Source organism: Duganella flavida, from assembly GCF_009857445.1.
Classification (GTDB): Bacteria; Pseudomonadota; Gammaproteobacteria; order Burkholderiales; family Burkholderiaceae_D; genus Rugamonas; species Rugamonas flavida.
The window spans coordinates 22,207-48,063 of the sequence record NZ_WWCN01000025.1 but is presented as its reverse complement, the minus strand read 5'-3'; the positions used below and the strand labels follow the sequence as shown (position 1 = coordinate 48,063).

The 25,857-nt window shown below is 61.7% G+C and carries 21 protein-coding genes; 19 read left to right on the top strand and 2 right to left on the bottom strand.

Annotated features, from left to right (window positions below; genetic code table 11):
* Positions 1 to 65: 65 nt before the first annotated feature.
* Positions 66 to 1,058 (top strand): glucokinase, encoded by a 993-nt coding sequence (gene glk, locus GTP46_RS27265; protein ID WP_161009778.1) that lies wholly within the window; start codon positions 66 to 68, stop codon positions 1,056 to 1,058.
* 97 nt (positions 1,059 to 1,155) lie between these two features.
* Here glk and xseA read toward each other — a convergent pair whose 3' ends face one another.
* The gene (gene xseA, locus GTP46_RS27260) at positions 1,156 to 2,505 is read right to left on the bottom strand and encodes an exodeoxyribonuclease VII large subunit (RefSeq protein ID WP_161009777.1); all 1,350 of its coding nucleotides are present in this window, start codon (positions 2,503 to 2,505) and stop codon (positions 1,156 to 1,158) included.
* Between the two features lie 1,088 nt (positions 2,506 to 3,593).
* Here xseA and GTP46_RS27255 point away from each other — a divergent pair.
* From GTP46_RS27255 to GTP46_RS27220, 8 genes are all read left to right on the top strand, one after another.
* Positions 3,594 to 4,199, top strand: a complete 606-nt coding sequence (locus GTP46_RS27255) for a MotA/TolQ/ExbB proton channel family protein (RefSeq protein ID WP_161009776.1) — start codon at positions 3,594 to 3,596, stop codon at positions 4,197 to 4,199.
* Positions 4,200 to 4,208: 9 nt separating this feature from the next.
* Positions 4,209 to 4,643, top strand: coding sequence for an ExbD/TolR family protein (locus GTP46_RS27250; protein WP_161009775.1), 435 nt, complete (start codon positions 4,209 to 4,211; stop codon positions 4,641 to 4,643).
* Positions 4,630 to 5,730, top strand: a complete 1,101-nt coding sequence (lpxK, locus tag GTP46_RS27245; RefSeq protein ID WP_371869773.1) for a tetraacyldisaccharide 4'-kinase — start codon at positions 4,630 to 4,632, stop codon at positions 5,728 to 5,730. Before GTP46_RS27250 ends, lpxK begins: the two co-directional genes overlap by 14 nt.
* Positions 5,711 to 5,887 carry a Trm112 family protein gene (locus GTP46_RS27240; protein ID WP_081632595.1) on the top strand — a complete coding sequence of 59 codons (177 nt, stop codon included), beginning with the start codon at positions 5,711 to 5,713 and terminating at the stop codon, positions 5,885 to 5,887. The genes lpxK and GTP46_RS27240 overlap by 20 nt, the downstream gene beginning before the upstream one ends.
* A gap of 3 nt (positions 5,888 to 5,890) precedes the next feature.
* The gene (gene kdsB, locus GTP46_RS27235) at positions 5,891 to 6,637 is read left to right on the top strand and encodes a 3-deoxy-manno-octulosonate cytidylyltransferase (RefSeq protein WP_161009773.1); all 747 of its coding nucleotides are present in this window, start codon (positions 5,891 to 5,893) and stop codon (positions 6,635 to 6,637) included.
* A gap of 174 nt (positions 6,638 to 6,811) precedes the next feature.
* On the top strand, positions 6,812 to 7,468 hold the full coding sequence (gene adk, locus GTP46_RS27230) for an adenylate kinase (RefSeq protein WP_161009772.1): 657 nt from the start codon (positions 6,812 to 6,814) through the stop codon (positions 7,466 to 7,468).
* Between the two features lie 228 nt (positions 7,469 to 7,696).
* The gene (locus GTP46_RS27225) at positions 7,697 to 9,820 is read left to right on the top strand and encodes a sodium-translocating pyrophosphatase (protein WP_161009771.1); all 2,124 of its coding nucleotides are present in this window, start codon (positions 7,697 to 7,699) and stop codon (positions 9,818 to 9,820) included.
* 69 nt (positions 9,821 to 9,889) lie between these two features.
* Positions 9,890 to 10,324 carry a hypothetical protein gene (locus GTP46_RS27220; RefSeq protein ID WP_161009770.1) on the top strand — a complete coding sequence of 145 codons (435 nt, stop codon included), beginning with the start codon at positions 9,890 to 9,892 and terminating at the stop codon, positions 10,322 to 10,324.
* On the opposite strand, the gene GTP46_RS27215 is transcribed toward GTP46_RS27220, so the two are convergent.
* Complete coding sequence (locus GTP46_RS27215; protein ID WP_161009769.1) at positions 10,311 to 10,754, bottom strand: OsmC family protein; 444 nt, start codon at positions 10,752 to 10,754, stop codon at positions 10,311 to 10,313. The two genes, GTP46_RS27220 and GTP46_RS27215, sit on opposite strands and share 14 nt — an antisense overlap.
* 39 nt (positions 10,755 to 10,793) lie before the next feature.
* On the opposite strand from GTP46_RS27215, the gene GTP46_RS27210 reads away from it, so the two are divergent.
* From GTP46_RS27210 to GTP46_RS27165, 10 genes are all read left to right on the top strand, one after another.
* On the top strand, positions 10,794 to 11,480 hold the full coding sequence (locus tag GTP46_RS27210; protein WP_161009768.1) for a YjjG family noncanonical pyrimidine nucleotidase: 687 nt from the start codon (positions 10,794 to 10,796) through the stop codon (positions 11,478 to 11,480).
* A gap of 42 nt (positions 11,481 to 11,522) precedes the next feature.
* A complete protein-coding gene (locus tag GTP46_RS27205; RefSeq protein WP_161009767.1) occupies positions 11,523 to 12,281 on the top strand; it encodes a 3-hydroxyacyl-CoA dehydrogenase in 759 nt (252 codons plus the stop codon).
* A gap of 25 nt (positions 12,282 to 12,306) precedes the next feature.
* On the top strand, positions 12,307 to 12,648 hold the full coding sequence (locus tag GTP46_RS27200) for an SMR family transporter (RefSeq protein ID WP_161009766.1): 342 nt from the start codon (positions 12,307 to 12,309) through the stop codon (positions 12,646 to 12,648).
* Between the two features lie 15 nt (positions 12,649 to 12,663).
* Positions 12,664 to 14,436, top strand: a complete 1,773-nt coding sequence (ggt, locus tag GTP46_RS27195; RefSeq protein WP_161009765.1) for a gamma-glutamyltransferase — start codon at positions 12,664 to 12,666, stop codon at positions 14,434 to 14,436.
* 39 nt (positions 14,437 to 14,475) lie between these two features.
* Positions 14,476 to 15,651, top strand: a complete 1,176-nt coding sequence (locus GTP46_RS27190; protein WP_161009764.1) for a patatin-like phospholipase family protein — start codon at positions 14,476 to 14,478, stop codon at positions 15,649 to 15,651.
* A 3-nt stretch (positions 15,652 to 15,654) separates the two neighbouring features.
* Positions 15,655 to 20,577, top strand: a complete 4,923-nt coding sequence (locus GTP46_RS27185; RefSeq protein WP_161009763.1) for a two-component regulator propeller domain-containing protein — start codon at positions 15,655 to 15,657, stop codon at positions 20,575 to 20,577.
* A 79-nt stretch (positions 20,578 to 20,656) separates the two neighbouring features.
* Positions 20,657 to 21,370, top strand: coding sequence for a response regulator (locus GTP46_RS27180; RefSeq protein ID WP_161009762.1), 714 nt, complete (start codon positions 20,657 to 20,659; stop codon positions 21,368 to 21,370).
* Positions 21,371 to 21,450: 80 nt separating this feature from the next.
* The gene (locus tag GTP46_RS27175) at positions 21,451 to 23,058 is read left to right on the top strand and encodes an AMP-binding protein (protein ID WP_161009761.1); all 1,608 of its coding nucleotides are present in this window, start codon (positions 21,451 to 21,453) and stop codon (positions 23,056 to 23,058) included.
* A gap of 1 nt (position 23,059) precedes the next feature.
* Positions 23,060 to 25,387, top strand: a complete 2,328-nt coding sequence (locus GTP46_RS27170; protein WP_161009760.1) for a bifunctional salicylyl-CoA 5-hydroxylase/oxidoreductase — start codon at positions 23,060 to 23,062, stop codon at positions 25,385 to 25,387.
* Positions 25,377 to 25,853, top strand: a complete 477-nt coding sequence (locus GTP46_RS27165) for a MarR family winged helix-turn-helix transcriptional regulator (protein ID WP_371869776.1) — start codon at positions 25,377 to 25,379, stop codon at positions 25,851 to 25,853. The genes GTP46_RS27170 and GTP46_RS27165 overlap by 11 nt, the downstream gene beginning before the upstream one ends.
* The last annotated feature ends 4 nt before the right edge of the window (positions 25,854 to 25,857 follow it).

Below are 25,857 nucleotides of genomic sequence, written 5' to 3'. Positions count from 1 at the left end.
ATGACATTGTATGCCATATAATTCAAGCGCCAGCAGGAAACACAAAAGATAGAACGGAAAGAGACATGAAACGCGACGCTTTTTCGCACCTCGCGCACGGCCCGCGCATCCTGGCCGACATAGGTGGCAGCAGCGCCAGCTTCGGACTGGAGACGGCGCCGAACCAGATCGAAGCGGTCTGGATGACTGAGTGCGCGGCTTACCCGACCCTGGGCGCGGCGCTGGTGGCCTATTTGTCGCAGGCGGCGACGGTGGCGGCGGGCGGCTACCAGGCGCGCTTTGCCGGCATCGCCATCGCCAACCCGATCGACGGCGATTGGGTGACCATGACCAATCATCACTGGTCGTTCTCGATTGAGGCCGTGTGTTCGCAATTCAGTTTGAAATCGCTGGTGGTGGTGAACGACTTTACAGCGCTGGCCAGCGCCTTGCCGTATCTGGCGCCGGAGCACAAGCACCAGATCGGCGGTGGCATCGTTCGCAGCGGCGCGCCGATCGGGCTGGTGGGGGCGGATGCGGGCTTGGGCGTGTCGGCACTGGTGCCGGTGGACGACCGCTGGATCGCCATCGACAGCGAGGGCGGTCATGCTACTTTCGCGCCGATGAACGAGCGTGAAATCGACATCCTGCGTTATGCGCGGCGTTATCACGAGCACGTGTCGAGCGAGCGGCTGGTGTCGGGCATTGGCATTGCGCTGGTGTACCGCGCCTTGTGTGAGCGGGCGCGTGTTGAGCCGCAGAATTTGAATACGGCAGAGATTATGGAGCGGGGCGTGCATCGCCATGACCCAGTGTGCGAGGAAACTTTGCTGGCGTTCTGCGAAATGCTGGGCACCGTGGCTGGCAACGTCGCGCTGACCTTGGGCGCGAAAGGCGGCATCTACATCGGCGGCCGCACCGTGCTGAAGATGAGCGAGTTCTTCGAACGCTCAGGCTTCCGCGCCCGTTTCGAGCAGAAAGGCCGTTTCTCCGATTACCTGGCGCACATCCCCACCTACGTCATCACCGAGCAGAACCCCGTACTGACCGGCATGTCCGCCATGCTATCCGCCGCATAATTCGGGGTCAGCTCTGTCATTTGGACATGCGCACACGATGTTTGAGAAATCTCAATACGTAAATTATTTGTCCGAATGACAGAGCTGACCCCGATTTTTAGCTCACACTGTCGATGCCAATTTGGGCGGTGCCCTCAGCCAGACGTACGGTGACGATGCTGCGCGGCTTCAGTTGTGTTGGCGCGCGCATGATGGCGCCGGCTTCGTCGGTGACGATGGCGTAGCCGCGCTCCAGCGTGCGCTGCGGATTCAGCAGTTCCAGCTGCGAGGCGAGGGCGGCCAGTGCGTCACGCCGCTGGCCCAGTTGGGTGTTGATGCTGATCGCGGCCCGATGCTGCAAGCTCGCCAGCACGGAGCGGGCGCCGCTTACTTCCGGCTTGCGCGCGCCGAGACGGCCGCTCAGGCGATCCAGTTGATGGCGTGCTTGCGTCAACGGCGCACGGTTGGCGTGCGTGATGGCCGCTGCCATCGCTTGCAGCTTGTGGCGCTGCTGATCGATCTGCGCGCTTGGGTTCAGCAGGCGGCGCGTGTAGCCATCCAGCGTTTGCCCTGCATCATTCACCTTGCGGCGCATGGCGCGGCGCACGTCAATCACGTCCGCCTTCAGCGAGCCGATCCAGTCCGCGCGCGGCGTGACGGCCAACTCGGCCGCCGCCGTCGGCGTCGCGGCGCGCAGGTCGGCGGCGAAATCGCAAATCGTGAAGTCGGTCTCGTGGCCCACGCCGGAAATCACCGGCATGCGGCAATTGGCCACCGCGTACGCCACTTCCTCATCATTGAACGACCACAAATCCTCAATGCTGCCGCCGCCCCGGCACACAATCAGCACGTCGCAATCATTACGCAGCGAGGCCGTATCAATCGCCGCCGCAATCTTCGCCGCGGCCAGCTGGCCTTGTACCGGAGTCGGATACAGCACCACCTGCACGTGCGGCGCGCGGCGCTTCAGAGCCGCCAGTACATCGCGCAGCGCCGCTGCTTGCGGGCTGGTGACGATGCCTACCGTACGCGGGAAGATCGGCAGCGCGCGCTTGCGGTCCGGATGGAACAGGCCCTCCGCGTCCAGTTTCTCTTTCAGCCGCTGGAACGCCTCAAACAACGATCCCACACCGGCGCGGCGTATCGCCTCCACATTGATCTGGTAGTCCCCACGCGGCCCGTACAGCGTGACCAGCGCCCGCACCTCGACCTTGTCGCCCTCGCGCGGCACAAAGCTGGCGTATTGCGCGCGGCCGCGGAACATCACTGCCCGCACCTGTGCGCCATCATCCTTGAGCGTGAAGTACCAATGCCCCGATGCCGCCCGCGTGAAGTTGGACACTTCGCCCGAAATCCAGGTCAGTGGAAAACTGCGCTCCAGCAGTCGCGAAACGGCCTGGTTCAGCGCGCTGACGGTAAGCACCGGCGCAGCGGCTGGGGCGGATTCAATATGTTCGTCGAAGTTCATAGGATTTCAAAAAATGAAACTATCCACACTATGTGGGTTTGGTCACACAGCGGTAACAGCGTAGTGTTTGCGCTAGGTATTATAGGTAGGTCCATGATTTTAAAGGGTAAACATTTCTGCCGTATTTGCGTGCACGGAGGAAAAACCCTTACAGATCAAGTACTTTGCCCTCGCCACCCACGGTTACGCACAAAGTTATCCACAAAAGATGTGTGAAACTTTGGTGATCGATAGTCTTTTTCTTGTTGTTGTTTTTGTCATGCTTAAAATTTACGCAGAGAAATTATATTGTTATAAATCAATGACTTAAGTGCTACTGCGCACTGTTTCGCACACTTTTATCCACAGAATTTGTGCAAAACTCGGTTCTTGTCATAATCCGACCCCGCTTGGTGAATATCCCGGGCCGGTGTTTTGAGGACCGGTATCCCCCTCGGTCGGCATCGGGTATCGCCTGCTTTATTTTTGCGCATGGCAATAAATATATTATAAATCAATGACTTGAATAGTTCGCTTGGGCCTTGCTAACAATCTTATCCACACAAAATGTGCAGAAGTGCACAGTTGCTCCTGATAGTTGAAAGCGATCAGTCGCGTTGAGGTAGGCGCCGGTGGATAAGCCCGTTTTTGCCCCGGAGAAGGGCTAAAAACACCCTCGTGCTAAATTTTTACTCAGGGTAAAAAATCCCTTATAAATCAAGGGGCTTGGATATTGTTTGAGTGCTTGCTAACAATCTTATCCACACGAAGTGTGTAGAAGTGCACAGCGTAGTTTGGCTACCAAAAAGCTGCTCTTTTTTTGCGCAATGAAAAATTATTCATTGAAATCAGTGACTTGGAATAAGTTCGTCACCTTGCGCACAATCTTGTCCACAGAAATTGGGCATAACTGAGATAAGTTCCCATTCACCTGCGCGATTTTTGAGCGGTGCAAGTATTCCCTTATAGATCAATGGTTTAGCAATGAAGGGTTAGTCTTGCTCACATTATTGTCCACAGAAAATGTTGAGAACTCCGCCAGACACTTGCCGACATCGGCCCAACAAGATACATTGCGCCATTCGGTTGTTAATATTCAGGAGTTCGTTTTGCTCGCCATATTCCAAGTTGCAGGTTGGCCTATCTGGCTGTTGTTGATTGCTTCCGTCGTCGCAACCGCCCTGATTATCGAACGCCTGATGTATCTGCGCCGCAGCAAGATCATCCCGAAGAAGCTGCTGGACGAGGTCGTGCAGGTCTACCGCAGCAACCGCATCACCCCGGACATCATCGACAAGCTGGAAAAGTCCTCGCCGCTGGGCATCGTGCTGTCGGCCGCGCTGCGCAATGTAGACGCGCCGCGCGAGGTGATGAAGGAATCCATTGAAGAGGCAGGCAGCGGTGTGGCGCACACGCTGGAACGCTTCCTGACCACGCTGGGCACCATTGCCACCCTGGCGCCGCTGATGGGCCTGTTCGGCACGGTGGTCGGCATGATCGAGATTTTCGGTTCGCAGAATGCGGCCGGCTCCAATCCTGCAGCACTGGCGCACGGCATCTCCGTAGCCTTGTACAACACCGGCTTCGGCCTGGCGATTGCGATGCCGACGCTGGTGTTCTACCGTCACTTCCGCGCGCTGGTGGATAGCTTCATCATCGACATGGAGCAGCAGGCGGTGAAGTTTGTCGACGTCGTGCACAGCAAGCGCAAATAAGGACGTTCCATGAATTTCCGCAAAGGCCAGCGCCGCGAGGATCCGGAGATCAACCTGATTCCGTTCATCGACGTGCTGCTGGTAATCCTGATTTTCCTGATGGTCAGTACCACCTACAGCAAGTTCACCGAGCTGCAAATCACGCTGCCGACTGCCGATGCGCAGAAGGCCACCGAGAAGCCGTTTGAACTCAACGTGACGGTGGATGCCAAAGGCAATTACACCATCAATGGCGAGCCGATTTCCTTCCGTGATGTGAACGGCTTTGCGCAGGCCTTGCGCGAGGCAGCAGGCAAGGGCGGTGAGGCCGGCAAGTCGCCGGTGGTCATCGTCAATGCCGACCAGTTCGCCATGCACCAGATGGTGATCAATGTGATGGAAGCCGCGCGCCTTGCCGGCTATGAGAAACTTACCTTTGCGGCGCAAACCGGTGGCGGCAAATAATTCGTCGGCGCTGGAGTCCACACTGACGCGTAACTGGCTGCGGCGCGGACCGCTGGCTTGTGCGTTGTGGCCGCTGTCGCTGGTGTTCCGCGCGGTGATTGGCTTGCGCCTGGCCTTGTTCAAGGCGGGTGTGCTGAAGTCGTCGCGGCTGCCGGTGCCGGTGGTGGTGGTGGGGAATATCTACATCGGCGGCACGGGCAAGACGCCGCTGACCATTTGGCTGGTGCAGGCGCTGCAAGCGGCTGGCATGAAGCCGGGCGTGATTTCGCGTGGCTTCGGCAGCTCGGAGGAGGGCGCGCGCGAAGTGACGTCGACCTCGACGCCGGCGCAGGTGGGCGATGAGCCGCTGCTGATCAAGCAGCGCACTGGTGCGCCGGTGATGGTGGGACGTGATCGCGCCGCTACCGGCCGCGCGCTGCTGGCCGCGCATCCGGATGTCGATATCCTGCTGACCGACGACGGTTTGCAGCACTACAAGCTGCAGCGCGATGTGGAAATCATCCTGTTCGATGGCCGCGGCGCCGGCAATGGCTGGCTGCTGCCGGCCGGGCCGCTGCGCGAGCCGGTGAGCCGCCGCCGCGATTTCACCGTCATCAACGCGCCGGTGCTGACCGAGGATTTGGTGCGCGCAGTCCACCCCGGTAAGGCGGGGTCTGACCCCGTACGGGGTCAGACCCCATGTACGCAGGCGCCGGCAGTCCAGATGACGCTCGTGGGGGAGCACGCTGAACAACTCCGGGACCGCACCCGCAAGCAATCTCTGACGGAGCTCGCGGCTCAACCCGAACTGCGCATCGCTGCCGCCGCTGGTATTGGCAATCCTGCACGCTTCTTTGGGATGCTTAAGGGGGCGGGGTTGAACATCACCGAGCTGCCTTTGCCCGATCATCACGACTTCCAGGACCGCCCATTTGCCACCCTCGAAGCCGACCTTATCTTGATGACCGAGAAGGATGCAGTAAAATGTGCGCAAATTGAAGAACTCAGTGATGATCCACGCCTGTGGGTCGTCCCGGTAACAGCGCGCATCGACCGCGCGCTGGCCGACCAAATTGTGGAGAAATGTCGTGGACGCTCGATTGCTTGATATCCTGGTATGCCCGGTCTGCAAAGGCCCGCTGGAGTACGATAAAAAGGCGCAGGAGATGATTTGCAAAGGCGATCGCCTGGCCTATCCTATCCGTGATGGCATCCCCATCATGTGGGCCGATGAAGCGCGCACCCTGCAGGACAAGGCGGACTAAATAGTGAGTTTCATCGTTATCATCCCGGCCCGCCTGGCCTCGACCCGGCTGCCGAACAAACCGCTGGCCGACCTCGGCGGCAAGCCGATGGTGGTGCGCGTCGCTGAACGCGCCCAGCTGTCGGGCGCCTCGCGCATCATCGTCGCCACCGATCACGAAGACATCCGCGCCGCCTGCGAACAGCACGGTGTGGAAGTGTGCATGACCCGTGCCGACCATCCGTCCGGCACCGACCGCATCGCTGAAGTGGCGCATAAGCTGAACCTGCCGCTGGATGCCGTCATCGTCAACTTGCAAGGCGACGAACCGCTGATCGATCCGGCCCTGCTGCAAGCGGCGGCCGCCCGCATCAACGCCGACGTCGCTATGTCGACCTGCGCCCACCCGCTGCACGACGCCGCCGACGCCTTCAATCCGAATGTCGTCAAAGTGGTGTTGGACAAGAATGGCCGCGCCTTGTATTTCTCGCGCGCGACTATACCGTGGCACCGCGACGCCTTCGCACAGTCCAAGGACAGCCTGCCAGCTGGCTACGTGCCGCTCCGTCACATCGGACTGTACGCCTACCGCAACGACTTCCTGCAAGCCTATCCGGCGCTGGAACTGTCGCCGCTGGAATCAATCGAAGCGCTGGAGCAGTTGCGGGTGCTGTGGCATGGCTACCTGATCGCTGTGCACGTGACCGATTCGGCGCCGGCCGCCGGCGTGGACACCCCGGAAGACCTGGAACGCGTCCGCCAGCACTATTAAAGCAGTTTAAAAAGCGTCAGGTACGAGTCAGCTGCCACTGTTATAACGTTCATGACTGTGCGATATTCATACGGAATATCAACCAGAAATTGGCGTAACGACTAAGTTTTGTGGTAAGTTTCGTACGATCTGACACTAACTAACCCATATCCCATATCTGTTTTAGGAAACTTCATGCGTCTCATTCTGTTAGGAGCACCAGGTGCCGGCAAGGGCACTCAGGCTAATTTCATCAAAGAAAAATACAACATCCCGCAAATTTCCACTGGTGATATGCTGCGCGCCGCCATCAAGGCCGGCACGGAACTGGGCATGGCTGCCAAAAAGGTCATGGATGCGGGTGGTTTGGTTTCGGATGACCTGATCATTGGCCTGGTCAAGGACCGCTTGGCCCAGCCAGACTGCGCCAACGGCTACCTGTTCGACGGCTTCCCACGCACCATCGCCCAAGCGGACGCGATGAAGGACAGCGGCGTGACCGTGGACTACGTGCTGGAAATCGCCGTGCCGGACGAATCGATCATCGAGCGCATGGATGGCCGCCGCTGCCACCCAGCTTCGGGCCGCGTCTACCACGTGAAATTCAATCCGCCTAAAATCGAAGGCAAAGACGACGTTACCGGTGAAGACCTGGTACAGCGCGACGACGACAAAGCAGAAGTCGTGAAGAAGCGCCTGGACGTCTACCACAATCAAACCGAAGTGCTGCTGGGCTACTACAACACCTGGGCGCAAACCGGCGAACCGGGTGCACCGAAGTACCGCCGCATCGAGGGCGTCGGCCCCGTCGAGCAAATTCGTGACAGTGCGTTTGCCGCATTGTCCAAATAAGCTGTAAAGTAGAGCGGACCGATGGTCCGCTTTTTTTTCGGCCGATTAAAAATGACCGCAGCTTCGTTGCGGCGCCTCGCCGTGCATTCGCACTGTCTTCGTTGCCGGCGCCTCGCTGCGATCATTTTTAATCGGCCTCACCAGCGCCATCCCATTTTTTTGAAGTTTTGCAGTTCGCACTTTGTGGTGTGGTTGTACAAGCTTGATCAACAAAAATAAGGGGACACTATGACAGGCAGCTTATGGTTGGCAGTCGCGTGCGGCATCATTGCCGTGGTTTATGGACTTTGGTCGCGGAGCTGGATACTGCGACAAGATGCGGGCAATCCGCGTATGCAGGAAATCGCGCTCGCGATTCAACAGGGCGCCGCCGCTTATCTGGCGCGCCAATATCGCACCATCGCCATCGTCGGCGTGGTACTCCTGATTCTCATTGCAGTTTTTCTGGATGTTAGTACCGGCATCGGCTTCCTGATTGGCGCGGTGCTGTCGGGCGCGTGCGGCTTCATCGGCATGAACGTCTCGGTGCGCGCCAATGTGCGCACGGCGCAGGCGGCCTCCAAGGGCATGAACGAAGCGCTCGACGTTGCGTTCAAGGGCGGCGCCATCACCGGCATGCTGGTGGTCGGCCTGGGCCTGCTGGGCGTGGTGCTGTTCTATGTTTATCTGGTGGCGGGCGTGGCGCCGGGCACCAATTTGCACAAGACGATAGAGCCGATGATCGGGCTGGCGTTTGGCGCCTCGCTGATTTCGATCTTTGCCCGTCTTGGCGGCGGTATCTTCACCAAGGGCGCCGACGTGGGCGCGGATTTGGTCGGCAAGGTGGAGGCGGGCATTCCGGAAGACGATCCGCGCAATCCAGCCGTGATTGCCGATAACGTTGGCGACAACGTCGGCGACTGCGCCGGCATGGCGGCCGACCTGTTTGAGACTTATGTGGTGACGCTGATTGCCACCATGCTGCTGGGCGCGCTGCTGCTCAGTGCTTCGGGCACTGCGGCGGTGGTCTATCCCTTGCTGCTGGGTGCTGTGTCCATCATCGGCTCCATCATCGGCTGCTCGATGGTCAAGGCCAAGCCGGGCAAGAAGATTATGTCGGCGCTATACACCGGCTTGTGGTGGGCGGCGGGCTTGTCGCTGATCGGCTTCGTGGTGGTGACGTGGCAAGTGTGGCCGGACGACGCCATGCGCTACAAGATGATTGGCTGCACCGTGGTCGGCATCGTGCTGACTGGGCTGATGGTCTACATCACCGAGTACTACACCGGCACCGACTTCCATCCGGTCAGGCACATCGCTGAAGCCTCGACCACCGGCCACGGCACCAACATCATCGCCGGCCTGGGTGTGTCGATGAAATCAACCGCTTGGCCGGTGCTGGCCGTGTGCGCGGCAATCCTGGTCTCCTATCAGCTGGGTCAACTGTACGGCGTAGCGATTGCCGCGACCTCCATGCTGTCGATGGCTGGCATCGTGGTGGCGCTGGACGCCTACGGTCCGATCACCGACAACGCCGGCGGCATCGCTGAAATGTCGGGCATGCCAGACTCGGTGCGCGCGATTACCGATCCGCTGGACGCGGTGGGCAATACCACCAAGGCTGTCACCAAAGGCTATGCCATCGGCTCGGCCGGTTTGGCCGCGCTGGTGCTGTTTGCTGACTACACCCACGCGCTGGAATCGGCAGGGCGCAGCGTGTCGTTCGATCTGTCGAATCCGATGGTGATTGTGGGCCTGATCATCGGCGGCCTGGTGCCTTACCTGTTCGGTGCGATGGCGATGGAAGCGGTGGGCCGCGCGGCCGGTGCGGTGGTGGTGGAAGTGCGCCGCCAGTTCCGCGACATCAAGGGCATCATGGATGGCACTGGCAAGCCGGAATACGACAAGGCGGTCGACATGCTGACTGCCTCGGCCATCAAGGAAATGATCATCCCGTCGCTGCTGCCGGTGGTGGTGCCGATTCTGGTCGGGATGCTGCTGGGGGCAGCTGCGCTGGGTGGCATGCTGATGGGCACCATCGTCACCGGCCTGTTCGTGGCGATTTCCATGACCACCGGCGGTGGCGCGTGGGATAACGCCAAGAAGTATATCGAGGACGGCCACTTCGGCGGCAAGGGTTCGGATGCGCACAAGGCAGCCGTTACCGGCGACACTGTCGGTGACCCGTACAAGGACACAGCCGGTCCGGCGGTGAATCCGCTGATCAAGATCATCAACATCGTGGCGCTGCTGCTGGTACCGTTGCTGCCGGCGGCCGGCTGGCTGGCGGTGTCGTCGTCGGCGCCGCCGCCGCAAGCGAAAGTGGCGCCGGCTGAGGTGCCACCTCCGCCGCCAGCCACCGTACAGCAGTAAAGTTACCAATTGTTTCGTTGCTTCCCTCTCGCGTTTGCAGGGCTAATATGTAAGCAGGGAGGGAGCGCCATGAACATTGCCAAATGCGCCGCGTTTGCGGTTGTATTCCTGTTCTGCATGCTGGTCTGTGAATTTGTGTGGGCGGATCAGGCGGCGGACGACTATGCCAAACTGCCGGTCTGCACACTCAGTGCGGATGGCAAAGCGCTGGCGGTCGAGCCGTGCCGCACTGCACCAGCCCAAGTACCGATGCCGCGCCGTCCGGTGCCGCAAATCATCCAGCGCATGCCGCAAACCAAACCGCCGCCTAAACTGGCGATGCCGACGGCGCCGCCGTTGCCGGCCTTGGACGGCATGGTCAAGCCGCCGGTGCCCACCACCAGTTGCGATGCTGCCGGCTGCTACGGCGCCAACGGCGTGCGCTACAACAGCGTTGGCGCGGGCGCGGTGGTCACGCCGTCGGGCAAGGTATGCAACCGTTCAGGCAGCACTATCCAATGCTAGGCTCGCAGTCGATAGGAAAGTTGACCGACTTGGCGATGTAGCATTCCTCATGCGCCTTGTGATGCAGGCGCAGCGCCAGTTCGCGGTCACCAGCCGAGATGGTTACGCGCGGGCGCAGTACCACGCGCTCAAAGCGGTCACCATTCATCGTGCCTTCCGCCTCATCCACATATGCCGTGACGATGATGCCAGCATCGGCACACAAATGCAGGTACCACAGCTTGTGGCAGGCCGAGGCCGACGCCAGCAGCAATTCCTCCGGATTCCAGCGCGCAGCATCGCCACGAAACGCCGGATCCGACGAGCCGGGAATCGCCGGCTTGCCCGCCGCGCTGATGACGTGGCTGCGGTCGTAATCGCGATAGCCCGAGGTGCCGGTGCCGCGGTTGCCGGTCCATTCCACCGCCAGTTTGTAATGGTGTGCCGTCATAAAACCCTCCAGTTGAGCGCTGAAGTATACTGTCGAGCTATGACCTATCGACTATTTCTTTTTGACTTGGACGACACGCTACTGGACTTCAAAGCCTCCGAGCAGCTGTCCTTTGTCCGCACCCTCAACCAGCTCGGCCACCACGACGTGTCCGACGCGCTGTTCGCGCAGTACCAGGCGATTAATACGGCGCTGTGGCGGGCCTTCGAAACCGGCGACGTCAGCAAGGACTTCCTCAAGGTCGAACGCTTCCGCAAGACCTTCGAAGCCAACCGCCTGCTGCTCGATCCGGAGGCGGCCAGCCTGTTGTACCTGGAATCGCTGTCCGAAACCGTGGTGCTGATCGACGGCGCCACGGCGTTGTGCGCGCAGCTGGCGGCGGTGGGCGAGGTGGGCATCATCACCAACGGCGTGGATGCGATCCAGCATCGCCGCGTGGCTGCATCGGGCCTCGGCCAGTACATCTCCTTCATCGCCACTTCCGAAGCCTGCGGCTACGCCAAGCCGGACGTCCGCTTCTTCGAGTACGCAGCTGGCATGGCGCGCCCGGTGCGCCGCGAGGAAATGGTTATCATCGGTGATCGCCTGGATGCCGATATCCTCGGCGCCAACCGCTACGGCATCGACAGCTGCTGGTTCAATCCCGAGCGCCTGCCCAACGTCTCGGAAGCCATTCCCACCTTTGAAGTCGCCCACTTGAGTGCCGTCCCGCCTGCCTTGCTATAATGCTGACGTTTACGTAAACGTCAATTAAAACAGGAGACAGGAATGCAGATCAAGGACAGCGTATTCATCATCACCGGCGGCGCATCGGGCCTGGGCGCGGGCACGGCGCGCATGATCGTGGAGCAGGGCGGCAAAGTAGTGCTGGCCGACGTGCAGGCTGAAGCCGGCCAGGCGCTGGCGGCGGAACTGGGCGCCGTGTTCGTCAAATGCGACGTCACCTCGGAAGCCGACGGCCAGACCGTGGTGGCAGCAGCGCTGGCACTGGGCACGCTGCGTGGTGCGATCAACTGCGCCGGCGTGGCGCCTGCCGCCAAGACCGTGGGCAAGGACGGCCCGCATCCGTTGGACCTGTTCCAGCGCGTGGTCAGCATCAACTTGATCGGCACCTTCAATATGTCGCGCCTCGCGGCGGATGCCATGAGCAAGAACGCGCCGCTGGAGACTGGTGAGCGCGGCGTCATCATCAACACTGCCTCCGTCGCGGCCTTCGACGGCCAGATCGGCCAGGCCGCCTACGCCGCCTCCAAGGCCGCCGTGGCCGGCCTGACCTTGCCGATGGCGCGCGACCTGTCGCGCAACGGCATCCGCGTGATGACCATCGCGCCGGGCATCTTCGAAACGCCGATGCTGTCGGCCATGCCGCAGGAAGTGCAGGACGCGCTGGGCGCGATGGTGCCGTTCCCGCCGCGCCTCGGCAAGCCGGCCGAATACGCGCTGCTGGCTAAAGCCATCATTGAAAACGCCATGCTGAATGGCGAAACCATTCGCCTCGACGGCGCGATCCGCATGCAGCCCAAGTAAATAAAACGGGCGGTATAATCTGCGGATGAATCCAACAATCGCAGGTTATCTTTGGCTGGTGCTGGCGTCTGTCGCCAGCGCCGCCGCCACCTTCCTGATCAAGATGTCCAGCCAGACTGGCGACGGTATCAACCTCGCGCGCCTTATGTGGCTGGGCGGCGCCGGCAGCACCTACGTGCTGGGCTTCGTCTGCTATTCACTCGCATTGGCCAAGCTGGAAATCAGCGTCGCCTATCCCTTCATGACCGCCGTGACCATCGTGATGGTGACGCTGCTCGGCTCCCAACTGCTGCACGAGGCGCTGTCGCCGATGAAAGTCCTCGGCCTGCTGCTGATTGGCGCCGGCGCGTTCGTGGTGGCCCGTTAAATCCCTGGAGTATTCATGCATCGTTTGAAGATCATCGCCCTGAGCCTTTCCTTGCTGGGCGCATTGCCGGTCCACGCGCAGCGCACCACGCCGGACGCCGCGCCGGAAATCGCCACCGGCTATGCCGAGAAGGCCGGCAAGTCCTCGCAAAAATTCATGGTGGCTGCGGCCAATCCGCTGGCCACGCAGGCCGGCTATCAAATGCTGAAACAGGGTGGTAGCGCGGTTGACGCGGCCATCGCGGTGCAGATGGTGTTGACGCTGGTGGAGCCGCAATCGTCCGGCATCGGCGGCGGCTCCTTCCTGATGTACAGCGACGGCAAACGCGTGCAATCCTACGATGGCCGTGAAACCGCGCCCGCTGCTGCGGATGAACACCTGTTCCAGGACAAGGACGGCAAACCTGTCTCGCGTGAAGCGGGCGTGGTCGGTGGCCGCTCGACCGGCGCACCGGGTGTACTGCGCATGCTGGAACTGGCACACAAACAGCATGGCAAGCTGCCGTGGAAGGCGTTGTTCCAGCCGGCGATCCAGTTGGCGGAAAACGGCTTTGCCGTCAGCCCGCGCTTGAATGCGCTGCTGTCGTGGGATAAATACCTGTCGCGCGATCCGGTGGCGCGCGCCTACTTCTTCGACGCGCAAGGCAAACCGCGCCCGGTCGGCTATGTGCTGAAAAATCCTGAGCTGGCGCGCACGCTGCGCGAAATCGCCGACGGCGGCGCGGACGTATTCTACCAAGGGCATATTGCGCAAGACATCGCCGCCAAGGTGGCGTCCCATCCGACCAATCCCGGCAAGCTGACGGCCGCCGACATCGCTGGCTACCAGGCCAAAGAGCGCGACCCGATCTGCAGCGATTACAAGAAGTGGACCGTGTGCGGCGCGCCGCCGCCATCGTCGGGCGGCATCGCCATCGCGCAGATGCTGGGCATTTTGGAGAACAAGGACATCAGCCCGTACAAGCCGCTGAATGGCCAGCTGACGGCGGAAGGCATACACCTGTTCACGGAAGCCGGCCGGCTGGCCTACGCGGACCGCAACCGCTACGTGGCCGATACCGACTTCGTGCCGCTGCCAGGCAAAGGCGTGAATGCCATGCTAGATAAGGGCTACTTGAAACAACGCGCGGCGCTGATCGGCGAACAGTCGATGGGCATGGCGAAGTTCGGCACACCGGACACCATGCAGGTGGCGTGGGGCGCCGATACCGCCATCGACAAACCATCCACCTCGCACCTGGTGGCAGTGGATGCATTCGGCGGCGGCCTGTCGATGACCACGTCGGTGGAAGACGCTTTCGGCGCGCGCCAGATGGTGGATGGCTTCATGCTGAATAACCAGCTGACCGATTTTTCCTTCGATTCGCAGGACGCCAACGGCCCGATCGCCAACCGCGTCCAGCCGGGCAAGCGCCCGCGCAGCGCCATGTCGCCGACGCTGGTGTTTGACAAGGGCACGCACAAACTGGTGCTGGCCACCGGTTCGCCGGGAGGTTCGACCATCATCAACTACGTGGCCAAGGTGCTGGTCGGAACGCTGGACTGGGGCCTGGATGTGCAGCAGGCTATCAGCCTGCCCAACATCGGCAGCCGCAATGGCCCGACCGAACTGGAAGCAGGGCGCGTCAGCCGCGCCGTGGTTGAGCAGCTCAAGGCGCGCGGCCACGATATCCGCGAATACGACCAGAACTCCGGTCTGCAGGGCATCCAGCGCCGCACCGTCAACGGCAAGGAAGAGTGGTTTGGCGGCGCCGATCCACGCCGGGAAGGTGTGGTTTTAGGGGATTAATTCTCCCCTAAATTGTAAAGACCCTGCTAATCTTGCAAGATGGGACTACAAAAGAAAACAGGCCTGATCCTGACCGGGGGCGGCGCCCGAGCCGCCTATCAGGTCGGCGTGTTACAGGCGATATCGGAGATTTTATGGGAAGAGGGCTGGCCGCCGGCCCGCAATCCCTTTGAAATCATCTGCGGCACTTCAGCTGGCGCGATCAATGCGACCGCGCTGGCCTGCCGCGCCGATAACTTCGGCGAGGGCGTGCAAAAGCTGCTCGACGTCTGGCAAAATATTCAAGTGGAAGAAGTTTATCGCGCCGATTCGCTGGGCGTGATCCGTTCCGGCGCGCGCTGGCTGTCGCTGCTGTCCTTCGGCTGGCTGCTGCGCAAATGGCGCGCCGCGCCGCCGGCCTCCCTGCTCGACAACACGCCGCTGGTCGGCCTGCTGCACCGCATGCTGGACTTGCCGCGCCTTGACGCTGTGCTGTCCGAAGGCCTGCTGCATGCGCTGGCGGTTACCGCCTCGTCCTACACTGCCGGTAATCACCTGACCTTTTATCAAACCGCAGCCGACATCGCGCCGTGGATCCGCATGCAGCGCGTGGCGTTGCAGGACCAGATCGGCGTTGAACACTTGCTGGCGTCGTCGGCGATTCCATTCATCTTCCCGGCCACGCCGTTGTTCATGGGCGGCCACCGCGAATACTGCGGCGACGGTTCGATGCGCCAGCTGGCGCCGATCTCGCCGGCCATCCACCTCGGTGCCGACAAGGTGCTGGTGGTGGGCGCCGGACGCCTGACCGAACCCGCACGCAGCGCCGCTGAAAAAAACTCGGCGCGCTATCCTAGCGTGGCGCAGATCGCCGGCCACGCCATGTCGTCGATCTTCCTCGATAGTCTGGCGGTGGATATTGAGCGGCTGGAGCGGGTTAACAAAACGCTGTCCATGCTGCCGCCGGAGTACCTCGAAAAGACGCCGCTCAAACCGATCCAGCTGCTGGTGATCGCGCCATCAGAACGGCTGGACGATATCGCCACCCGCCACATCGGCAGCCTGCCGGCGCCTATCCGCACCATGTTGTCCGGTATCGGTGCGACCGAAGCGCGCGGTGCGGCGCTGGCCTCCTACCTGCTGTTTGAATCCTCCTATACTTGCGAGTTAATTCGCCTCGGCCAGCGCGACACCCATGCGCGCAAGAGCGATGTACTGGCCTTCTTCGAATCCTGATGCATGCGTCGTTTTAGCTATATCCTTTTCCTGCTCTTGCTGTGGCACGTTGCCGCATCCGCCGGCGCGCCGCCGCGCACTTTGCGTTTCGAGCAGCTTAGCGTGGAGCACGGACTGGCGCAGGAAACCGTGCTGGCCATCGCGCAGGACAAGCAGGGCTTCATCTGGCTCGGTACGCAGGCCGGCCTGACGCGCTTCGACGGCTACCGTACCATCACCTATAAGAGCGCGATTTCCGATCCGCGCAGCCTGGCCGACAACTGGGTGCGTGTGCTGCACCTCGACCGTTCCGGCCAGCTATGGGTCGGCACCGACGGTGGGCTGGATCGTTACGACTCGGCCACCAGGACCTTCACCCATTACCTGCCGCGCGAGTCGGCGCAGCGCGGCAACGGCAACCGCCACGTGCGCGCGATTGCGGACGATGGACTGGGCGGACTGTGGATCGCCAGCGCCGACGGCCTGCATCACTTCGACCCGGTCAGCAAGCGCTTCACCAGCTGGCACCACGATCCGGCCGATGCGGGCAGCCTGGCCAACGACCATGTGAACGCACTGGCGCGTGATGCGTCGGGGCGTTTGTGGGTCGGCACCGCGTCGGGCCTCGACATGCTGCCGTCGGGCGGCACGCGCTTCCAGCACTACACCATCGACGCCAGCGGCGACAGCAAATTCAACTCCGTTATTGCGTTGACGATCGATAGCGCGCAGACGCTGTGGGTCGGCACGCAGGCCGGCCTGGAACAATGGCGTTTGCTGGGTAGCGAACCGCAGCGCCGCCGCCTCGGTGCGCGCGAAGGACTCAAGCCTGGCGTCAGCATCACCACCTTGTATGAAGATGCGGAGACCAACCTGTGGGTAGGCTCGCTGGCCGACGGCTTGTTCCGCTGGCTGCCGGCGGAAGCGCGGCTGGTGCAGTACCGCCACCAGGTCAGCGATACGCACAGCGTGGCCGATAACCAGATCTCCGCTATGTACCGCGACCGGGTCGGCACCTTCTGGGTCGGCACGTGGAACGATGGCGTCAGCCGCGTTGACATGGGCAGCGGCGGCTTTGCGCGTATCGTGCGGCAGGGCGACCAGTCTAATTCGCTGTCCGACAACAAGGCGCGCAGCATCGTCGCCGATGGACGCGGCAAACTGTGGCTGGCCAGCGCCGGCGGTTTGAACCTGTACGACCCGGTGAACGGTGAGAGCAAGGTGTGGCGCCACAATCCGCAAGTCGCCAACAGCATCAGCGACGATCAGGTGACTACGCTGTGGCGCGAGAAGACCGGCAATGTATGGCTGGGCGGCCCGGCTGGCGTCAATCATTTGAATGTGGCGACCGGTGCGATACGCGCGGTGTCGTTTGTGCGCGGCGATCCGGCCAGCGACACCATCCGCAACATCGTCGGCGATCGTAGCGGCGTGCTGTGGATCGCCTCGCGCGGCGGCTTGCACCGGCTCGATCCGAACACGCTGGAATCGCGCACCTTCCGCCACGACCCGGCCGATCCGGCCAGCCTATCGGACAACGTGGTGCGGCCGATACTGGAAGACCGCAACGGCCAGCTGTGGATCGGCACCTTCAACGGCCTTGATCTGCTGGACCGCAAGACCGGCAAGTTCCGCCACTACCGGCGCGATCCCAACGATCCGCGCAGCCTCAGTCACGACGAAGTGCACTACCTGTACGAAGACGCGCGCGGCACCATCTGGGTTGGCACGGCGGCGGGCCTGAACAAGATGGAAGTGGGCGCAGACGGCAGCGTGAAATTCCGCCGCTTCCTGCGTAAGGACGGCATCGCCGACGACGCCATCGCCTCCATCCTGCCGGACGACGCGGGCAATCTGTGGATGAGCACCAACAGCGGCTTGTCGCGCCTGAATATCGAAACGGGACTAGTGCGCAACTACAGCGGCGCAGATGGCACCATCGAAGGCGCCTACTTTGACGGCGCAGCCTTGCGTACGCCGGACGGTACGCTGTACTTCGGCGGCTTTAACGGCATCACTGCTTTCTCGCCCGCCGAAGTGCGCGAGAACAGCGTGGCGCCAACGGTAGCGATTACCGATTTCCAGATTTTTAACAAGTCGCTCAAGCCGGGGCAGGGCGAGCATGGCGAGGTGCTGAAAACCGCTATCGAACACACCGGCGCTTTAACGCTGGTGGAAGCCGACTCCGTGTTCTCGCTGGAGTTCGCAGCCTTGCACTACGCCGCGCCGCAGCGCAACCGCTTCGCCTACCAGCTGCAGGGCTTTGATGAGGATTGGGTGGTCACCGATTCCACCAAGCGCTTCGCCACCTACACCAATCTCGATCCGGGCAAGTACGTGTTCCGCGTGAAGGCCGCCAACAAGGACGGCATCTGGAACGACAACGCGGCCACGCTGGAGATCAATATCCGTCCGCCGTTCTGGAAGACGTGGTGGTTCCGCAGCGTGTTGATCGTGATCGCGCTGGGTGCCGCTTACGCCGTCTACCATGCACGTGTGCGCGCCTTGCGCCACCAGCAGTGGCGGCTGGAGCACCTGGTCGGCTCGCGCACGGCGGAAGTCGAATACAAGAACCAGCAGCTGCAGCAGCAAAAGCATGAACTGGAACGCCGCCGGCTGGAAGCGGAAGCCCAGCGCGCCGAGGCCGAGCAGCGTCGCATTGATACCGAACGCCAGAAAGAGGAAGTGGAGCAGGCGCACCGCAATATCTCGGTGCTGAGTGAACTGGGCCGCGAGATGAGCGCGTCGCTGGACATGGAAACCACCATGCAGACGCTGTATCGCCACGTGAATCACCTGATGAATGCGCAGATTTTCGGCATCGGCTTCGTACACGATGAAGAGGGGGTGATCGAATTCCCGTTCGCGATTGAAGGCGGCGTACGCACCTTCCCGTACCGCCGCCAGATGAACCAGCCGAACCAGCTGGCGGTGTGGTGCCTCGTGCATCGCAAACCGATCTTCATCAACGACTTCCACAAGGAGTACCGCGACTACATGGACGATTCCGGTCTTGATTCGCTGGTGCCGTGCGTGCGCGAAGACGGCATGCCGGTGGCGGTGGCTTACTCGATGATGTACGCACCGCTGGTGATCAATGACCGCGTGGTGGGCTTGCTGTGCGTGCAAAGTACGGAGCGCAATGCCTACCAGCGCATCCACATGGACATGCTGCAAACGCTGGCCTCGCACGCTGCGGCCGGCCTGGAAAATGCGCGCGCCTACCAGCAGCTGGAAGATACGCTGCAAACCCTGCGCCAGACGCAGGACCAGCTGATGGCGCAGGAGCGGCAGGTACGCTTGCACACCGAGGAACTGGCGCTGGCCAACCGCGCCTTGCAGGATAACGAGGAACGCCTGCGCTACGCCAAGCAGAAGGCGGAAGACGCCACCCGCCAGAAGTCCGAATTCCTGGCTAATATGAGTCACGAGATGCGCACGCCGCTGGCCGGTGTGATCGGCATGCTGGGCTTCGCGCTGCGCGATCCGCACATGGCGTCCGGCACCCGCGAGCAGATCTTGCGCGGGCAGGCGAATGCACAGTCGCTGCTGTCCATCATTAACGACCTGCTGGACTTCTCCAAGATCGAAGCGGGCAAGCTGACGATTGAGAATATCGACTTTTCGCTGTCGGCAGCGGTGGAGAATGTAGTCAGCCTGTTTGAAGAACAAGCAGCGGCCCACAGCGTCGGTTTCGCGCTGGAGTTTGACGAAAACCTGCCGCAGTTCGTGGTCGGCGATCCGACGCGCCTGCGGCAGGTGCTGGTGAATTTGGTCGGTAACGCCTTCAAGTTCACGCAGCAAGGCACGGTGAAGATGCGTGTCGAACGCGTCGATAGCGAAGCAGACGATGGCCAGCATAATCGCATCCGCTTTAGTGTCAGCGACACCGGCATTGGCATCGATGCTGATGCCATCCCGCGTCTGTTCCAGCAGTTCGAGCAAGCCGACGCATCGACCACGCGCCGCTACGGCGGCACTGGCCTGGGACTGGCGATCTGCCGCCAGCTGGTGGAGCTGATGGGCGGCAGCATCAACGCCGTCAGCGTGCCGGGCGAGGGGAGTATGTTCATGTTCGAAGTGCCGCTGCCGAACGGCGTGGCGCCGCCGGTGGTGCAGCACGTGCCGCGCGAGCCGCACAGCCACCAGCTCAAGGTACTGTGCGCGGAAGACTTCCCGACTAACCAGATTATCATCCGTATGATGCTGGAAGACCTGGGCCACAAAGTCGATATCGCCGCCAACGGCCTGCTGGCGGTAAAAGCTTGCTCGCTCACGCGCTATGACTTGATCCTGATGGATGGCCGCATGCCGGAGATGGACGGCGCCAGCGCCACCCGTTTGATCCGCTCCGGCGGTCCGGATATCGCACCGGTGCGCGACCAGGAACTGATGATCATCGCGCTGACCGCCAACGCCAGCGAGGAAGACCGCAGCCGCTACCTCGCTTCCGGCATGGACGATTTCCTGACCAAGCCGATTGATGAAGACAAGCTGCACTTCCAGTTAAGCCGCGCTATTGAACGTCAGTTGCAACGCGGCTTCCAGCTGCCGCGCATGCAGCCGCGCCGCAACCCGGCGCTCGGCACGCCGGAGCTGGATTCCATGTTCGGCGTGGCACCGGCGGCGCTGGAGACGTCGCGTCTTGCACAACACAGCGGCGGTGCTAGCGATCTGAAAGCCCGTCTGCGCTCAGTCTTCAACCAGGATGCGCCGATGCGACTGGCGGACCTGGAACTGGCCTTGCTGGACCGCGACCGCGAAGTCGCCAGCCGCCTGCTGCATGGAATGAAGGGCAGCGCCGGCTATCTGGAAGAGCAGGAACTGCAGGCGCTGTGCGGTGACCTGGAGATGGAGGCGGACCACGGCAACTGGCAGCAGGTGGAGATGGCCATGCCTCACCTGCGCCGCTTGCTCGAGCAGGTGCGGGCGGCTAGCACGCTGTAAGGCGCAATCTTTCTTGTGTAGGACATTGCAAGTAGTGCCGATTGATGTAAGATTATTAAAAAACGACATAGGGAGCCACATGAAAGTTCTGGTAGTGGACGATGATGTCGTCTCGCGCATGGTGCTGATGCACCTGATCGACAGCTGCGGCAGTTTTGACATCATTGAAGCGGAAGACGGCGCCGATGCCTGGCAACAGCTGGAAGACGGCTTGCGTCCCGCCATCTGCTTCTGCGACTTGCGCATGCCGCGCCTGTCCGGCATGGAGCTGCTGCAGCGCGTGAAGGCGCATGCGGAGCTCAACACCATACCGTTCGTGCTGGTCACCTCGGCCAACGACAAAGAAACGGTGCAGGAAGCCGCCAAGTTCGGCGCGGCAGGCCACATCGTCAAGCCATTCCAGGCGGAGCAGGTGCGCGTCCATCTTGTGGATTTTCTCGATCAAGCGGCCAACGGTTACGAACATGAAGCCGAAGCACCGGCCGACACCTTGCGCCGGCTCGGCATCAACAGCGAACGCCTGCTGGTCTACCTGAGCGGCTTCCAGAACCAGCTGACCGCTGCGGCGGGCGAGCTGGAAGCCATGCTGGCTAAAGGCGAGCAGCTGGAGGCGCAGACGCGCATTGACCGCCTGCACGCTGGCTGCGTCACGCTCGGCCTGCACGGTGCGGCGACTGCGCTGAAGGGCATCGCACCGGGCCAGCTGTCCAACGAAATCGTGCAGTCCGTGCTATCGGACGTGGTGCGCGCCGTGATCCATCAATCAGGCCTGGTGCGTCAGGAATCTGCATAAACGCTTGATGTCGAGATAGTTTAAGTTTAAAGTATCTGCGGTGCAGCGGATCTCTTTCGACTTTTAACTTCAGGGCGATTATGACCACACCCTTCGCAGCCAGCGCCTATACCGACCATTTCGCGCGCGCGCATTTGCCGCCGCCGGAATTATGGCCGGAATTACGTTTCGACCTGCCCGAGCTGCAGTATCCACCGCGCCTGAATTGCGCGGCCGAGCTACTGGTTGGCGGCGTGCCCGCGCACGTAGCGTTGCGCGGCGCCGGCGGCGACTGGACGTATGGGCAACTGCAGCAGCAGGTGAACCGCATCGCCCACGTGCTGCGTGGCCAGCTGAAACTGGAGACTGGCAACCGCGTGCTGCTGCGCGGCGCCAACACGCCGATGATGGCGGCCTGCGTGCTGGCGGTGATCAAGGCTGGCCTGATCGCCGTGCCGACCATGCCGCTGCTGCGCGCGCGCGAGTTGGGCGCCATCGCCAACAAGGCGCAGGTGAATGCGGTGCTGTGTGCCGACAACCTGCGCGCGGAGCTGGAGGCGACCGCGCTGCCGGATGCGGCGCGCGCCAACACGCTGTGGTTCGGCGGCGAAAGCACATCGCTGGAAGCAGCGATGAAGGCGCAGCCGTCGCAGTTCGACGCGGTCGACACGGCGGCCGATGATGTGTGCCTGATCAGCTTCACCTCGGGCACCACCGGCATCCCGAAAGGCACCATGCATTTCCATCGCGATGTGATGGTGATTTGTGATTGCTTCCCGCGCTCGATATTGAAATCGGAGCGCAGTGATGTGTTTATCGGCACGCCGCCGTTGGCTTTTACTTTTGGCCTTGGCGGCTTGCTGCTATTCCCGCTGCGCGTCGGCGCGACGGCGGTGCTGCTGGAAAAACTGACGCCGGAAAGCCTGCTGAAAGCGATAGAGACGTACCGCGCCACGATATGCTTTACTGCACCGACCTCGTATCGCCAGATGGCGGGCATGGTCGGCCAGTTCGATCTATCGAGCCTGAAAAAAAGCGTGTCGGCCGGCGAGGCGCTGCCACTGGCCACGCGCGAAAGCTGGCGCCAGGCCACAGGGCTGGTGATGATCGACGGCATAGGTGCGACGGAGCTGCTGCATATTTTTATCTCCGCTGCGGACGGACAGGTGCGGCCCGGCGCGACCGGCAAACCGGTGCCCGGCTACCAGGCCTGCATCCTCGATCTGGAAGGGAGGCCGGTGGGGCCGGGCGTGATCGGCAGGCTGGCGGTGAAAGGCCCGACCGGCTGTCGCTATCTGGACGATGAGCGCCAGCGCGACTATGTGCTGAACGGCTGGAACCTGACCGGTGATGCGTACGAGATGGATGCGGACGGCTTTTTCTACTACCGCTCGCGCACTGACGACATGATTATTTCGGCCGGCTACAACATCGCCGGGCCGGAGGTGGAGGATGTGCTGCTGCGCCATCCAGCGGTGGCGGAGTGCGGCGTGATCGGCAAGGCCGACGAGGAGCGCGGGCAGATTGTGGAAGCGCATGTGGTGCTGCGCGCTGGCGTTGAAGCATCGGTGGAACTGGCGGTGCAGCTGCAGGAGTTTGTGAAGCAGCAGATAGCGCCGTATAAATATCCGCGCTCGGTGAAGTTCTTGAATGTTTTACCGCGCACCGAAACCGGCAAATTGCAACGCTTCAAACTGCGTACTGAATGATATGAAGATACTTTGCATAGGCGGCGGCCCGGCGGGATTGTATTTCGCGCTGCTGATGAAAAAACAGAATCCGTCCCACCAGATCACGGTGGTGGAGCGCAATCGTCCCTACGATACCTTCGGCTGGGGCGTGGTGTTCTCCGACCAGACGCTGGGCAATCTGGCGGAGGCGGATGCGCAGACTGCGCAGGCCATCGAGGCATCGTTCAATCATTGGGACGATATCGATGTGTTCTTCAAGGGCGAAAAGGTGACCTCGGGCGGCCATGGCTTCTGCGGCATAGGGCGCAAGCACCTGCTCAACATCCTGCAGCATCGCTGCGAGGAACTGGGCGTGGAGTTGGTGTTCGAGACGGAGCTGATGGACTATGCGCAGTATGGCGCGGACTTGGTAATCGCTTCGGATGGCCTGAATAGCCGCGTGCGCGCACGCTATGCGGACAGCTACCAGCCGATGATCGAGCCGCGCCGCTGCCGCTTTGTATGGCTCGGCACACGCAAGAAGTTTGAGGCGTTCACCTTCGCGTTTAAACAAACGGAGCATGGCTGGTTCCAGGCGCACATCTACCAGTACGACGCTGACACCTCGACCTTCATCGTTGAAACGCCGGAGACGGTGTGGCGCGCGTCGGGCCTTGAGACCATGTCTCAAGAGGAATCGATTGCGTTCTGCGAGCGTTTGTTTGCCGAGCAGCTGGATGGACATAAGTTAATGTCCAACGCATCCCACCTGCGCGGTTCGGCGATGTGGATTACCTTCCCGCGCATTGTGTGCGGTAAGTGGGTGCATTGGGATGGCAAGGTGCCGGTGGTGCTGATGGGCGATGCAGCGCACAGCGCACATTACTCGATCGGCTCGGGCACCAAGCTGGCGCTGGAGGATGCGATTGAATTGGCGCGCTGCTTCGGCCAGCACACGGACGCAGTCAGCGCATTGGCAGCGTATGAAGCAGTGCGCGCCGTGGAAGTACTCAAATTGCAAAGCGCGGCGCGCAATTCGATGGAGTGGTTCGAGAACGTCGAGCGTTACACAGCGATGGAAGCGCCGCAGTTTGCCTACTCCATGCTGACACGCAGCCAGCGCCTGTCCCATGAAAATCTGCGCCTGCGCGACGCAGCTTACGTCGAAGGCTACGAACGCTGGTTCGCGCAACGCGCCGCCACGCACGCCGGCGTGTCCGCCGCACCGGCTGCCGCCACACTCGCTGCGCCGGCGCCCGTGCCGCCGATGTTCACGCCATTCACGGTGCGCGGCCTCACGCTGAAAAACCGCATCGCCGTTTCGCCGATGGCGCAATACAGCGCCGTTGATGGCATCGCTGGCGACTACCATCTCGCTCACCTCGGCGCGCGCGCGCTGGGCGGTGCGGCACTGGTATTCGCCGAAATGACCTGCGTCTCCGCCGACGCCCGCATCACGCCATACTGCCCCGGCATGTACGCGCCCGAACACACGCAAGCCTGGAAGCGCATCGTCGATTTCGTCCATCAGCACAGCGACGCCGCCATCGCGCTGCAACTTGGTCACGCTGGCGCCAAAGGCTCCACCCGTGCGATGTGGGACGGCATCGACAAGCCACTGGACAAGAATAACTGGCCGCTAGTCTCCGCCTCACCGCAGCAATACCTGCAAGGCCTGTCGCAAACCGCCCGCGAAATGACAGCAGAAGACATGGACCGCATCCAGGCCGACTTTGTGCGCGCCACGCAAGCCGCTGACGAAGCAGGCTTCGATTGGGTGGAACTGCACTGCGCCCACGGCTACCTGCTGTCGTCCTTCATCTCGCCACTGACCAACCAGCGCAGCGACGAATACGGTGGCACACTGGAAAACCGCTGCCGCTACCCACTGCGCGTGTTCACCGCAATGCGCGCCGCATGGCCGCAGCACAAACCAATGAGCGTGCGCATCTCCGCCCACGACTGGGTCGAAGGCGGCATCACACCGGATGACGCGGTGCAAATCGCCAGAATGTTCAAGGCCGCCGGCGCCGACATGATCGACTGCTCATCCGGTCAGGTTAGCAAGCTTGAAAAGCCCGTGTATGGCCGCATGTTCCAGACCCCGTTCGCAGACCGCATCCGCAACGAGGCTGGTATCGGCGCCATCGCCGTCGGCTCGATCTACGAAGCGGACCACGCCAACAGCATTATCGCCGCTGGCCGGGCCGACCTGTGCGCAGTGGGACGGCCGCACCTGGCCAATCCAGCGTGGACGCTGGCCGAAGCGGCGCGCATCGGCTACACCGCAGTCGCATGGCCTAAACAATACCTGCCCGGCAAACAGCAAATGGAAAGAAATCTGGCAAGAGGAAATGATGGAAGATGAAGAAGAACAGCTGGACCTGGCCAGCCGCTTGACGCAAGACCACCACCAGTCGCTGAAACTGTGGTTGCGTATGTTGTCCTGCACCGTGAAGATCGAGAACGAGATCCGCAGCCGGCTGCGTGCCAGCTTCGGCATCACGCTGCCGCGCTTCGACTTGATGGCGCAGCTGGAGCGGTATCCGCAAGGTCTGCGCATGGGCGAACTGTCCAAGCGCATGATGGTCACGGGTGGGAATATCACGGGCATCACCGATCAGCTGGAGCAGGAAAAGCTGGTGGTGCGCGTGCCCGACCCGAAGGACGGCCGCGCCTACAGCGTCAAGCTCACTGCGGCCGGCCGCAAAGCCTTCGCCAGCATGGCGGCCGAACACGAAAGCTGGATCGAGGAGCTGCTGCAAGATGTCTCCAGCGCCGATAAGGCAAGGCTGATCGACATGCTGTCGACCATGAAGCAGCATCTGAAATAAGGAA